We start from the raw sequence: 12,929 nt of genomic DNA on the forward strand, positions 1-12,929 counted from the left end.
ATACATATTTTTCATTTTATCACATCTAGGCAAATTTTATCTAAAAAATAAAAAACGACACCTTTAAATAGTGTCGCTTTTATAGATAAAATCATTATTTAATTAAAATTTATCCTTATCTTTTGGTGGTGTAATATCTATTATTTTACCACTTTTAGACTCTGTATATTCCGCATCTTGTTCATTTGTATATTGATTATATTGTTGATATTCACTTTGATTTGCACCATTTAAACGGTTTCCACATTCAGGGCAGAATTTTGGAGGATTATTTCTATCTGGTGCCATCCATCCACAATTAGGACAACGGAAATTATTTTCATCATATCTACTGCTAGCATAAGCATTAGTTTCATTTTTTTTGCCAAAAAGTTTACGATAAATAGCCATAATTATCATTACTACGATACCGATAAGTACCACATTGGCAATTAAGCCTAAAATATCACCCATAAATCCGCCAAGACCAAACATATTGCTGAGCATGCTACCTAAGAACATACCACCAGCAAATAAACCAATATTTCTTAAAGCACTACCCCAACGGCTACCAGATTGCTGATTGTTTGCTGTATTTGTAGTAGTGTTAGTTTTATTTGCAGTATTTGTGCTCGCATTATTTGTTGTATTATTTGTAGTTGCATTAGACTTAGGTGCTTCTGTAGCATTTGTCTTTGGTGCATCAGTTTTTGGTGTTGTTGTTGTTGTTGATTTTGTAGAAGGTGTTAAAGATTTTGTTGTACTAGCTGGAGCTTTGAACCCGCCACCGCCAGATTTTGCTTTTGCCATGCCGATACCACTAAAAGCAAAAACACACACCATCACAATTGCTAATATTTTTTTGAAATTCATTATACACACTCTCTTTTTAATAGTTATTTTTTGTCTAATTAATAGTTATTTTAACATATAAAGCATAATCAATCAATTATCTAATTAATTATTTATAAACTTGCCTACAAAAAAAGCTACAGCCAAAACTGTAGCTCTTATAACATAGAATAAATCGCTAATACCAATACTCCTGGTACTCCAAATATCCCTGCTATCAATGCCGTTATAAAATTAATCGGAATGTATACAAATCCCAAGAAATTTATAATATATAAAACGATAGCACCTATTATGCTATTATAAATGCAATTCCATAAGATTTTTAGTGGCATAGAAAAAATTTTAGTGAATACACATAAAATCAATAAGCCCACAAAAAAAGCAATAACTAATGTAGATTCAACCATAAAATCACAACCTTTGTTCTAAATGAACTTACATTTCTCGACGATTTTCAATAGCTTTAGCTAAAGTTACCTCATCTGCATATTCTAAATCGCCACCAACAGGAAGTCCATGAGCAATTCTTGTTACTTTTACACCTAGTGGTTTTAATAATTTGGCAATGTACATAGCTGTTGCTTCGCCTTCGATATTAGGGTTAGTAGCCATGATAACTTCTTTTACTTTATCATCATATAGACGATTTAATAATTCTTTGATATGAATATCCTCTGGCCCTACTCCTTCAATTGGCGATAAAGCTCCATGCAATACATGATAAACGCCTTTATAATCTCGCATACGTTCCATAGCCACTATATCTTTAGGCTGTTCTACTACACAAATAATAGAATGATCTCTATTTGGAGAAGTGCAAATAGCACAAGGGTCTGTATCACTGAGATTAAAACAACAACTGCAAAAGCCAATTTTTTCTTTAGCTTCAATAATAGCCTGCGCCAAGGCTTTTGCTTGGGCAGGCTCCATGTCTAAAATATGATATGCTAAGCGTACAGCTGTCTTTGAACCAATTCCTGGTAAAGCACGAAAATGTTCAATTAGCTTAGCCATAGGCTCAATATATCTCATTAGAATAATCCAGCAGGAAGATTTAAACCACTAGTTAATTTGCTCATTTCACTAGCCATCATTTCATCTACTTTTACCATAGCCTGATTTACAGCAGATAAAATAAGGTCTTGTAACATTTCTACATCTTCTGGATCTACTGCAGCTTTATCAATAACAAGGGACTGCATCTGTTTTTCACCGTTCATAACGACTTTAACAACACCGCCACCAACACTTACTTCAACAGTTTTCTTTTTAAGTTCATCTTGCATTTTTTTCATATCAGCTTGCATTTTCTGAACTTTTTTCATCATGCCAGCCATATTACCTTGATTAAACATCAAAATACCTCCATATAAAATATTTTTCTCTATTTAGAGTATCAAAATAAAATAAAATCGTCAATTATCTATTATTTATTATCTTCAGGAATTATTTTTCCACCAAAAATCTCAATCGCCGTCTGTAATGTATGTTTACCTTCTGGTGTCATATTATCATAATCTACATCTGTTGGCGCTATATCTACATAATCTTCATCTGTAGGCATAGGAATGTCTGCTTGATAATCACCTTGTGGCAATACATCCTCATCTTCAATCATAGGAATTATTACTTTTGGCGCTTTTATTTCCTGTATTTTATCAACATTATTATTTAAAGTAGTATTAACCTGTGGCATTTGCGTTATTTTCAAATCTCCACAAGTACAGACTAAACGCAAATTATGACCTGTTACATTTTCTAATACTTCTTCTATCAATAAACGATAATCATCTTTTTCTGTACGAGCTTGTAAAAATGGGCTATCAAAATGGATAAAAAATTGATTATCTGCTATACGATAAGGTAGCGCTCTATTTACACAAGCCACTACAACTTTTTTGCGACGAGCATTAAGCCCTGCCAACACATTTTGCCAAATAGCTGTAGCATCAGCATTTTCCATTGGCATTATATTAGTATGCACTGGCTCATTTTCAACTATTTTTGAAGCTCTTTTTACTGTATTTTGTCTTGGCTCTACAGAAGTATTCATCATTGGCGCATTTGTCATTGGAGCTGATTTATACTGCTCTTGCATATTAGCCAACTGACTACTAAGTGCTTTGACTATTCTATCTAAACGAGAAACAGTCTGTTCTAGCGCCATTATTTTTGCCTCTGAAGCTCCCTTGTTATTTACTGCAGGTATATTATTCATCATCGGCATTATTTTCTCTGAATTATTATTTTCAGCTTCGCCTTGCCAACATAATTTTAAAAATAAAACTTCTGCCGTTATTCTAGGTTGACTTGCCCATTTTATTTCGTTAATAGCCTCATGTATTTTTTGAATAATTTGCATTATCTGCTCATGCGTAAATTCTTTAGCTTGGCGAGATAATACCTCTTCATCTTCAAAATACATATTTAAATTTAATAATTTATTTGAAGCTTTATAGAGCATAATCGAACGAAAATGCAATACTAATTCGTTCAATAATTGTTTTATTTCTTTACCTTGAGCTATTATTTCATCAAGGATAGTTAAAATCGTTTGACTATCTTTTTTAGCTAGAGCATCTGTTATCTGCCATACCCAATCATGACCTACAAGCCCTAATACTTTTCTCACTTGTGTAACAGTAAGTTCATCTTTGGTAAAAGCAAGACATTGGTCTAATAAACTGAGTGCATCACGCATACCGCCATCTGCCTGAATGGCAATAATAGACAATGCATCTTTATCTGCATTTAGCCCCATCTCATCAGTAATCATCACAAGTCGTTTTAAGATATCATCTTTTGTTATGCGTTTAAAATCATATCTTTGACAACGTGATTGTATTGTTATTGGCACCTTATGCACTTCTGTTGTTGCCAAAATAAATACAACATGAGATGGTGGTTCTTCTAATGTTTTTAGCAAAGCATTAAAAGCTTCTGTCGTCAACATATGAACTTCATCGATGATATATACTTTATATTTACCATCTACAGGAGCAAATTTCACTGTTTCACGTAAATCACGAATTTCATCAATACCACGATTGGAAGCCGCATCTATTTCAAAAACGTCCATGAATGAACCATCATTTATTTTTTGACAACATACACATTGATTACAAGGTGTTGGTGTCGGTCCATGCTCACAATTTAAAGCCTTCGCTAAAATCTTAGCTGTACTTGTCTTCCCTGTACCACGTGGTCCAGAAAATAAATATGCATGAGCTACTTTACCGGTGCTTATAGCATTAGATAAAGTTTCACTGATATGTTCTTGGCCTATAAGATCCGAAAAATCTTGTGGTCTCCACTTTCGGTAAAGTGCCATATAAGCCATAATAAATGCTCCCCTCCTATTTTTGGATATAAAAAAAACAGCTTCTCAGGTAAGAACACGGTATTCAGGCGCCCTCACGGCACATGAAGATGATCACTTACCGTTGCTCCCTTCCGGACCTGGCGGGGTTCATGAGTCTCCATTGCGCGAGACCCGAATACCGCAGTCTTACATGAGAAACTGCTCATGAATGATATTTTAGCATAAAAAAAGAATTATTACAAGTGTTCGCTCATTCGTTTTTCTTTTAGTCAAAAGAAAAATGAACCAAAAAGAAAAACCACCCGCGATATTGATTTTACTTTGTCAAAGATAAAATTATGTCTACAACGCTCTAAACTCGCTTTGCTCAAACAGTAGAGCTAAAAACCGTAGCCCTAATTTTATCTTTGCCAATAGCTTTCAGCTACCGTAAAAGTCTGCTAACGCGGGAAAATTTGGTATTTATTAATAATACCGTACTATTTTTTCCGCATTATAAAATTTGAATGGTAACCTTTAGGTTATTGAACATAATTATCACTGAATACGATTTTAGTCTGAATGTTTGAGCGAAGCGAGTTTCTAAGCGTTGTATGAAGTGATAATTATGTTCAAAGTTCAAATTTTATCTGCGATGGTTTTCTTTGGTTCGTTTCTTTGTCATCAAAGAAATGAACAAGTTTTTAGCCTTTTAACCATTTTGCTACATCAATAGCGTGATATGTGATGATGATATCTGCACCTGCACGTTTCATGCTGAGAAGTGTTTCCATAACGATGCGTTTTTCATCAATCCAGCCATTTTGAGCTGCTGCTTTTACCATGGAATATTCACCACTTACATTATATACAGCTATAGGACGATCAATTTTATCGCGAACTTGACGAACGATATCAAGATAACATAAAGCAGGTTTTACCATGATGAAATCTGCTCCTTCTTCCATATCAAGTTCTACTTCTTTCATAGCTTCACGACTATTAGCAGGATCCATCTGATAAGCTCTTCTATCACCAAATTGAGGAGCAGAATCAGCTGCATCTCTAAATGGTCCATAATATCCAGAAGCATATTTTACTGCATAAGACATGATAGATACATTTTTAAATCCAGCTTCATCTAAAGCTTCACGAATTACAGCAATTCTGCCGTCCATCATATCAGATGGGGCAATGATATCCGCACCGCTTTGAGCTTGGCTTACAGCAACTTTTGCTAACAATTTTAAAGTAGCATCATTATCTACTTCATGACCACAAAGCTGACCGCAATGACCATGTGTTGTATATTGGCAAAGGCATACATCACCAACAATTACAAGGTTTGGCACAGCTTCTTTAATTGCACGCATAGCACGTTGTACAGGGCTATTTAAATCCCATGCACTAGAACCTATTTCATCTTTATATTCAGGAAGACCAAAAACTTCAATCGCTGGAATTCCAAGTTCATAAACTTCTTTTGCCACTTTTACTGCATTATCTACAGAAAGATGATATACATCTGGCATACTAGGAATTTCTTCTTTTACATTTTCACCAGCAACCACAAAGATAGGATAAATTAAATCCTTTACAGATAAAGAATTTTCACGAACCATGTCGCGAACAGCGCTATTTAAACGCAAACGGCGTGGTCTTAAAGTATTGAGTTTCATCAATAGTCACCATCCAAAATTTTTTATTTTTGCTACTAAACCATCTATAGTATATACATCGGCTTCTACATCAACAGTGAGCCCATGTTTTTCACAAGTATTGGCTGTGATAGGTCCAATGCTTGCTTTAGCCACATTATCTAATAAAGATTTATCTTCATCAATTAATTTTAAAAGATTTTCTACAGTAGAAGAACTTGTAAAAGTTACCATATCTACTTTATGTTCTTTTAATAAAGCCTTTATCTCTTCTTTATTTGTATCTGCCATTTTTGTAGTATATGTTTCTGCTACATCTACAACAGCACCTAATTGACGAAGTCCTATTGGTAAAGCTTCACGAGCTTTTTGTGCTCTGGGTATTAAGACTTTTGTACCTTCTTTAATATCATCTTTTAAAACATTTAAAATACCTTCTGCCATAAACATTGTTGGTACTTTATCTGCAATGATACCATAATTTTTTAATTTATTTGCAGTAGCTGTACCGATAGCTGCAATTTTAGCATCTCTTAAGCTACGTACATCTAATCCTTTTTCATTTAAGCGAGCGAAAAATCTATCTACACCATTTGTACTAGTGAAAATAATCCATTCATATTCACCGATTTTAGCGATAGCTTTATCTAAACTTGCAAAATCATCATCAGGAGTTGTGATTTTTATAGCTGGAGCTTCTATACAATTTGCCCCTAAATCTTCTAATGCTGTTGTCAATTTAGAAGCTTGTTCGCGCGCTCTTGTAACTAAGATATTTTTGCCAAATAATGGTTTATTGTCAAACCATTGAATTGTCTGACGTAAATTTACTACATTACCAACTACAAAAACTGCTGGTGGTTTTAAATTATGTTTTTTTACATCTTCCACAGCATTACCTACTGTAGTTACTAATACTTCTTGTTCTGCTTTTGTACCCCAACGCACTAAAGCTGCTGGCGTATCTGCACTTCTTCCATATTTTATCAATTGACTTGTGATATGTGGTAAATTACCTACACCCATCAAAAATACTAAAGTATCTACAGCTGTAGCTAATTTTTCCCAATTTATATCGGATTTTCCTTTTGTTGGGTCTTCATGACCTGTGATTACGGCAAAAGATACTGCAACTTTGCGATTAGTTACAGGGATACCCGCATAAGCAGGTGCTGCAATAGCAGAGCTGATACCTGGTACAATTTCAAAAGCTACATTATTTTTCTTTAAAACTTCTGCTTCTTCACCGCCACGACCAAATACAAATGGGTCGCCACCTTTTAAGCGTACCACGCATTTTCCTTCTTTCGCTTTATCAGCGATAAGTTGGCTGATATCTTCTTGACGCATTGCGTGATTGCCAGCTTTTTTACCTACATAGATATATTCTACATCATCTTTAGCAAAAGCCATCAAACGTTTATCTGCTAAATAATCACAAATAACTACATCTGCTTTTTCTAAACATTCTTTTCCCTTTAAAGTAATTAGGCGATAATCTCCAGGACCTGCACCTACTAAATAAACCATTCCATTCATTGATAAGAACCTCCAAAAGATATTATAATCCCAATTACTTATTGGGCATTTTCATCAGGGCAACATAAACCTAGACTTTGCATGATTTTTAATCCGCCATTTGCCAAAAGTTTTTCAGCTAAATCTTTTCCCAAAGTTTTGGCATTAGCTCTTGAACCTATGATTTTATCACGGATTATACATTTGCCATCAATAGAACCAATTACAGCTTCTACAGACAAATTATCATCATCTTCAACTTGAGCATAGACACCAACAGGCACTTGGCAACCGCCTTCTACACGAGCCAAAAAGCTACGTTCTGCTTTTGTCGCATCTGCTGTTTTATCATCATGCAAAAATTCAAGCATTTGTTTTATTTCTTCATCATCTTCTCTAGTTTCTATAGCCAAAGCACCTTGACCTACAGCTGGAAGACAAATTTCACGAGGAATAATCTGTGTTATTTTATCACCAAAGCCTAATCTTTTAAGCCCTGCTACTGCTAAAACAATAGCATCAAAATTTTCTTCTTCTAATTTACGAAGTCTTGTGTTTACATTTCCACGAAGACTATGAATATCTAAATCTGGTCGTGCTTTTAATAATTGAGCCTTGCGACGAAGACTAGAAGTTCCTACCTTAGCCCCTTGTGGTAAATTTTCTAAAGTTTTATATTTTGGACTAACTAGTGCATCTCCACAATCTAAACGCTTAGTTATAGTGGTCAAAGATAATCCTGTTGGTAATACAGTAGGCATATCTTTTAAACTATGTACTGCTAAATCTACACGTTTTTCTAACATTGCTACTTCAAGTTCTTTTGTAAATAATCCTTTGCCACCGATTTTAGCAAGTGGCACATCAAGAATTTTATCGCCTTTAGTAACAATATGCATCAACTCAACTTCCAAACCTTCATATTGTTTACGTAGGCGATCTGCCACATATTCTGCCTGCCATAATGCTAATTTACTGCTACGTGTACCAATAACAATCTTTTTACGCACTATTATTCCCTCTCTTTTAATACATCTATTTTAAATAACTTAGTTACAGCATTCACATAATAATCTTCTTGTTGTGTTCCTGCAAAACTGTTTAACTTAATCATTGGCTCACGCAATAATTTACGAACAATCATATGTGACATATGTTCAATTTCTCTAACCTGACTTTCAGTTAAATCGCCAAGTTTTGTCATTGCTCGTTTCACTTCGCGACGACGAATGCGCTCAGCTTTTGTTGATAAACGAGCCATTACTGGCTGACAAGATAAATATTGAAAACGCTCTAAAATTGAATTTACTTCTTCATCAATAATTTTTTGAGCTTGATATGCTTCATATTCACGTTCTTTGATATTATCTTCAACTACAGCTTCTAAATCATCAATATTATATAATTCTACGCCTTTTATCTCTGCTACATCTGGATCAACATCACGAGGCACTGCTATATCAATAATGACAAGCGGTCTACCTTTACGCTTAGACATGAATAATTGTGTTTCCCAAGGTTTTACTACATAATGAGGTGCTCCTGTGGAAGTTACTACAATATCTACATCATTTGCTTTGCGCAAAGCATCACGGAAACCTACTGCTTCACCGCCAAATTGACTAGCTAATTCCTGTGCTTTATCAAAATGTCTATTAGCTACATAAATTTTCTTAGCGCCCTTGCCCATTAAATTACGAGCAGTGAGTTCTGCCATTTGACCTGCACCATAGATAAGCGTATTGCTATGTTCTAGATTGCCGAAAATCTTTAAAGCTAATTGTACAGCGGCATAACTAACAGATACTGCATTATAAGCAATTCTAGTTTCTGTACGCACTCTTTTTCCTGTAGTAATCGCACGGTGAAATAAAGTATTTAAAATTGTACTTGTCGCTTGAGCTTCTCTTGCCATTGAATAAGCTTTTTTAACCTGACTTAAAATCTGACCTTCACCAATGATAAGTGAATCCAAGCTAGAAGCTACTGCAAATAAATGACGTATACAATCTTTATCTACATGATAATAAAAATACTCATCTTTTGCATCATCACTTCCTGCAAGCGTGAAGAAAAACTCTTTTACATCTTGCATATTTTCGTTTGCATCATCTACAACAGCATAGATTTCTGTGCGATTACAAGTAGATAAAATTACAACTTCACTAATTCCATTATAATTATCTAAATGACGTAATCCTTTATTAATATTGTCAACAGAAATGGCAAATCTTTCACGTACTTCTACAGATACAGTTTTATGATTAAGCCCTAAAACCACTAATTGCATCTCTTATGCTCGCCTCCGCTTCATCATATTTTTTAGCCCTTACAAGTTCCATCACATCATCACTTAACGCACTACGCCAAAAGATTTCACGGTCATCACTTGTTGGCAATTTTTCAATAGCTTCTTTTCTTAATTGCACTAATTTATCTAACCAATTTGCATATGTTTCGTCAAATTCTCGTTCCATTTTACAACGCAAATATCTAGATAATGCTGGTGATTTTCCATTAGTTGAAAAAGTTACTAATAAATCACCTCTTCTAATTTTTGCAGGCAAAGCAAAATCACAAAATTCTAATCTATCAACTACATTTAATATCACTTTTTTTTGATTTGCTTCTTTTCGAACTTGTGCATTTACTTCTTCATTGCCTATAGCGCAAATAGCCAAAATAAAATCAGTTAAATCTCCTTGTTCATAGCATTTTTTTTGCCAAATTATAGCTTTTGTTTCCACTAGTTTAGCCAAACCTTCCACTATTTGAGGAGAGATAACTGTAACTTTTGCCTTTGCCTCTAATAAACCTTTTACTTTTCTCAGTGCTACATGTCCGCCACCTAAGACTACACAAGGCTTATTATCCAAAATTAAATTAATAGGATACACACCCACACCTCTTCAAAATATGAATATAATTCATTTTTTATAATTATACCGCAATAAATATGCTCTATCAACACTTTAAAGTAATATTATATAACAAGCTATCAAATTTATTAATACCTTATCTTGGAATTATTTTACCTGAATTTTTCTTTACCAAAAAAGTCAAATAGTTTATACTTATAATATCCTTTAGATGTTTATGTCGATACAAAGAAGATTAATATATGGAAATCCTTTTATGTTTTATTATTTCTCCTATATTCCTTTTCTTTGTTCCATAACAAATGAAAAGGAATTATATTATTAAGTAGGTGTTAAATTTATGAAAACTATCGCATTAATTGCCCATGACCAGAAAAAAGAAGAAATGCTTGAATTTGTTGGCAATCATCTTGATGTCTTAAAACAATTTCATCTTGTAGCAACTCGCACAACTGGTACATTAATCAACGAAAAATATAATTTAAATGTTGAAACTATGATGTCTGGTCCTTTAGGTGGCGACCAACAAATCGGTGCTATGGTAGCAACTGAAAAAGTAGATTATGTAATTTTCATGCGCGACCCATTAAACGCTCAGCCTCACGAACCTGATATCAACGCACTTCTTCGCATTTGCGACGTTCACAATATTCCACTTGCTACAAATCGCAGAAGTGGTCATATTTTAATCAAATATGCTGGTGAAAAATTATAATATTACGCAAAAAAAGGCTTTAGCTCTAAATAGAACTAAAGTCTTTTTTTTATCTAATTAATTCATTTCAAATACAACTGATACATTTGCTCTAACACTGATATCACCACTTTGAATAGGTGAAGTTGCTCCTGTTGCATCAGCTGCTCTCATATACATAGCATTATTGAAATTTTTAGCTTCAATATATGTGCTTCCAGTATTTACACTGACTACATTTACTATAGATTTTTCTAAGCTATTAGCAACTACTTGTGCTTTACGTTTAGCATCTGCGATAGCTTGCTGTAATACTTTATCTTTATAAACTTGGCTGTCTTTTAAACCAAATTCTATAGAATTTACATTACTAGCACCTGCATTAATTGCTGTATCAATCACAGTTCCTACCATATCGATATTATCTATAGTAACAGTAATTTCATTTGATACACTGTAGCCAATGATTTCTCTACTATTATCTTTAGTGTTATATACAGGATATAAATTATAATTTGTTGTCTGCATTTTATCTTTAGTTATAGCTAATCCCAATATAGCACTTTGAATATTTTGCATGATTTGAGCATTTTGTGCTGAAGCCAATTTTGCATCTTTTGCAGTATTTTCAATGCTAATACTTATAGTTGCTTTATCTGGAGCAACTTTTATCGTAGAACTTCCATCTACAGAAATTGTTCTTAAATCCTGTGCTTGTACTAGACTACAAGAAAATAAAATACATAGAGCCATCACTAAGCCGACCAAACTAAATTTACGCATAAATAACACTCCTTTTGCTTTAAATTAATTAAATTATTAAAATTTTATTAAAATTTTCCAGATAAAATATAGGGAAGAATTTTCCCTATATTTATTTATGCATTAAACATTGAAACGGAAATGTGTAACATCGCCATCTTGCATGATATAATCTTTACCTTCTACACGAACTTGACCTTTTTCACGAGCTGCTGCTACACTTCCAGAAGCTACTAAATCATCATAAGATACGATTTCTGCACGAATGAAGCCACGCTCTATATCAGAGTGAATTTTACCGGCAGCCTGTGGAGCTTTTGTACCCACTTTAATAGTCCATGCACGACATTCATCTTCACCAGCTGTCAAGAAAGTCATAAGACCTAATAATTTAAAAGCTGCTTTGATTAATTTATTAAGACCAGATTCATCAAGTCCTAAATCAGATAAAAATTCATTTGCTTCTTCTTCATCGAGTTCTGCAATTTCAGATTCTACTTTAGCGGAAATTACTACAACACCTGCATTTTCTTTTTGAGCATATTCTTTTACTTTTGCTACATATTCATTATCATTTTCAGCAGTAGCTGCTTCATCTTCACTTACATTTGCTACATATAATGTAGGTTTTAAAGTCAATAAATTCAAATCTTTGATGAGTTCTAATTCATCTTCACTGAGTTTTGCCTGACGTGCTGGAATAGCTTCTTCTACTACTTTTTTTACTTTTTCCAAAACAGCTTCTTCAGCACGAGCTTCTTTATTACCGCTTTTAGCTGTACGAGAAACTCTATCTAAACGTTTTTCTACAGAATCAAGGTCTGCTAAACAAAGTTCAGTGTTGATGATTTCAATATCACGAATTGGGTCTACACTACCTTCAACATGAGTAATATCACCACTAGCAAAACAACGTACAACATGAGCTACTGCATCTACTTGACGAATATGGGATAAGAATTTATTTCCTAAACCTTCACCACGAGAAGCGCCTTTTACTAAACCTGCAATATCAACAAAGCTTACGCTTGCAGGAGTAGTTTTTTTAGAATTGTACATTTCATGAAGAACTTTTAATCTTTCATCAGGAACATCTACAACACCTACATTTGGTTCAATTGTGCAAAATGGATAGTTTGCTGCTTCTGCACCTGCTTTTGTAATAGCATTAAATAAAGTAGATTTACCCACATTTGGCAATCCTACAATACCAACTTCTAAATTACTCAAAATTATTCACCCTATCTTTTTTATTTTTCTATATAATTATACCTTATTCTTAT

General features: G+C 33.8%; 13 protein-coding genes and 1 other RNA gene. 1 reads left to right on the forward strand and 13 read right to left on the reverse strand.

The features are described 5' to 3' along the window. Window positions 1-102: 102 nt before the first annotated feature. The 11 genes from GXM21_RS10195 to GXM21_RS10245 form a co-directional block, all read right to left on the reverse strand. Window positions 103-852 carry a zinc ribbon domain-containing protein gene (locus tag GXM21_RS10195; protein WP_008539850.1) on the reverse strand — a complete coding sequence of 250 codons (750 nt, stop codon included), beginning with the start codon at window positions 850-852 and terminating at the stop codon, window positions 103-105. 137 nt (window positions 853-989) lie between these two features. Further along, the gene (locus GXM21_RS10200) at window positions 990-1,241 is read right to left on the reverse strand and encodes a pro-sigmaK processing inhibitor BofA family protein (RefSeq protein ID WP_008539849.1); all 252 of its coding nucleotides are present in this window, start codon (window positions 1,239-1,241) and stop codon (window positions 990-992) included. 28 nt (window positions 1,242-1,269) lie between these two features. Then, window positions 1,270-1,866 (reverse strand): recombination mediator RecR, encoded by a 597-nt coding sequence (gene recR / locus GXM21_RS10205; protein WP_008539848.1) that lies wholly within the window; start codon window positions 1,864-1,866, stop codon window positions 1,270-1,272. Continuing rightward, complete coding sequence (locus GXM21_RS10210; RefSeq protein WP_008539847.1) at window positions 1,866-2,189, reverse strand: YbaB/EbfC family nucleoid-associated protein; 324 nt, start codon at window positions 2,187-2,189, stop codon at window positions 1,866-1,868. The genes recR and GXM21_RS10210 overlap by 1 nt, the downstream gene beginning before the upstream one ends. A 71-nt stretch (window positions 2,190-2,260) precedes the next feature. Further along, entirely contained in the window at window positions 2,261-4,174 is a 1,914-nt protein-coding gene (gene dnaX, locus GXM21_RS10215) for a DNA polymerase III subunit gamma/tau (RefSeq protein WP_008539846.1), read from the reverse strand. Window positions 4,175-4,233: 59 nt separating this feature from the next. Continuing rightward, an RNA gene (gene ffs / locus GXM21_RS10220) (signal recognition particle sRNA small type) lies at window positions 4,234-4,333 on the reverse strand. Window positions 4,334-4,839: 506 nt separating this feature from the next. After that, window positions 4,840-5,814 carry a porphobilinogen synthase gene (gene hemB / locus GXM21_RS10225; protein WP_008539842.1) on the reverse strand — a complete coding sequence of 325 codons (975 nt, stop codon included), beginning with the start codon at window positions 5,812-5,814 and terminating at the stop codon, window positions 4,840-4,842. A gap of 6 nt (window positions 5,815-5,820) precedes the next feature. After that, the gene (gene cobA, locus GXM21_RS10230; protein ID WP_008539841.1) at window positions 5,821-7,332 is read right to left on the reverse strand and encodes a uroporphyrinogen-III C-methyltransferase; all 1,512 of its coding nucleotides are present in this window, start codon (window positions 7,330-7,332) and stop codon (window positions 5,821-5,823) included. A gap of 38 nt (window positions 7,333-7,370) precedes the next feature. Then, complete coding sequence (gene hemC / locus GXM21_RS10235; protein WP_026296979.1) at window positions 7,371-8,324, reverse strand: hydroxymethylbilane synthase; 954 nt, start codon at window positions 8,322-8,324, stop codon at window positions 7,371-7,373. Further along, entirely contained in the window at window positions 8,324-9,601 is a 1,278-nt protein-coding gene (gene hemA / locus GXM21_RS10240) for a glutamyl-tRNA reductase (RefSeq protein ID WP_008539839.1), read from the reverse strand. Before hemA ends, hemC begins: the two co-directional genes overlap by 1 nt. Continuing rightward, window positions 9,576-10,208 (reverse strand): precorrin-2 dehydrogenase/sirohydrochlorin ferrochelatase family protein, encoded by a 633-nt coding sequence (locus tag GXM21_RS10245; RefSeq protein WP_008539838.1) that lies wholly within the window; start codon window positions 10,206-10,208, stop codon window positions 9,576-9,578. The genes hemA and GXM21_RS10245 overlap by 26 nt, the downstream gene beginning before the upstream one ends. 322 nt (window positions 10,209-10,530) lie before the next feature. Between GXM21_RS10245 and GXM21_RS10250 the strand changes: the two genes are divergently transcribed. After that, the gene (locus tag GXM21_RS10250) at window positions 10,531-10,905 is read left to right on the forward strand and encodes a methylglyoxal synthase (RefSeq protein ID WP_008539837.1); all 375 of its coding nucleotides are present in this window, start codon (window positions 10,531-10,533) and stop codon (window positions 10,903-10,905) included. Window positions 10,906-10,962: 57 nt separating this feature from the next. On the opposite strand, the gene GXM21_RS10255 is transcribed toward GXM21_RS10250, so the two are convergent. Both GXM21_RS10255 and ychF read right to left on the reverse strand, forming a co-directional pair. After that, the gene (locus GXM21_RS10255; RefSeq protein ID WP_008539836.1) at window positions 10,963-11,667 is read right to left on the reverse strand and encodes an SIMPL domain-containing protein; all 705 of its coding nucleotides are present in this window, start codon (window positions 11,665-11,667) and stop codon (window positions 10,963-10,965) included. A gap of 102 nt (window positions 11,668-11,769) precedes the next feature. Continuing rightward, on the reverse strand, window positions 11,770-12,876 hold the full coding sequence (gene ychF, locus GXM21_RS10260) for a redox-regulated ATPase YchF (RefSeq protein WP_008539831.1): 1,107 nt from the start codon (window positions 12,874-12,876) through the stop codon (window positions 11,770-11,772). Between the last annotated feature and the right edge of the window lie 53 nt (window positions 12,877-12,929).

This window comes from Megamonas funiformis (genome assembly GCF_010669225.1).
GTDB lineage: Bacteria > Bacillota > Negativicutes > Selenomonadales > Selenomonadaceae > Megamonas > Megamonas funiformis.

Bases quoted from the DNA above. Each gene is read 5' to 3' on its own strand.
- GXM21_RS10255 (WP_008539836.1), bottom strand. From the start codon at position 11,667: ATGCGTAAATTTAGTTTGGTCGGCTTAGTGATGGCTCTATGTATTTTA.
- hemA (WP_008539839.1), bottom strand. From the start codon at position 9,601: ATGCAATTAGTGGTTTTAGGGCTTAATCATAAAACTGTATCTGTAGAA.
- GXM21_RS10195 (WP_008539850.1), bottom strand. From the start codon at position 852: ATGAATTTCAAAAAAATATTAGCAATTGTGATGGTGTGTGTTTTTGCT.
- GXM21_RS10200 (WP_008539849.1), bottom strand. From the start codon at position 1,241: ATGGTTGAATCTACATTAGTTATTGCTTTTTTTGTGGGCTTATTGATT.
- cobA (WP_008539841.1), bottom strand. From the start codon at position 7,332: ATGAATGGAATGGTTTATTTAGTAGGTGCAGGTCCTGGAGATTATCGC.
- recR (WP_008539848.1), bottom strand. From the start codon at position 1,866: ATGAGATATATTGAGCCTATGGCTAAGCTAATTGAACATTTTCGTGCT.
- GXM21_RS10250 (WP_008539837.1), top strand. From the start codon at position 10,531: ATGAAAACTATCGCATTAATTGCCCATGACCAGAAAAAAGAAGAAATG.
- GXM21_RS10210 (WP_008539847.1), bottom strand. From the start codon at position 2,189: ATGTTTAATCAAGGTAATATGGCTGGCATGATGAAAAAAGTTCAGAAA.
- hemB (WP_008539842.1), bottom strand. From the start codon at position 5,814: ATGAAACTCAATACTTTAAGACCACGCCGTTTGCGTTTAAATAGCGCT.
- dnaX (WP_008539846.1), bottom strand. From the start codon at position 4,174: ATGGCTTATATGGCACTTTACCGAAAGTGGAGACCACAAGATTTTTCG.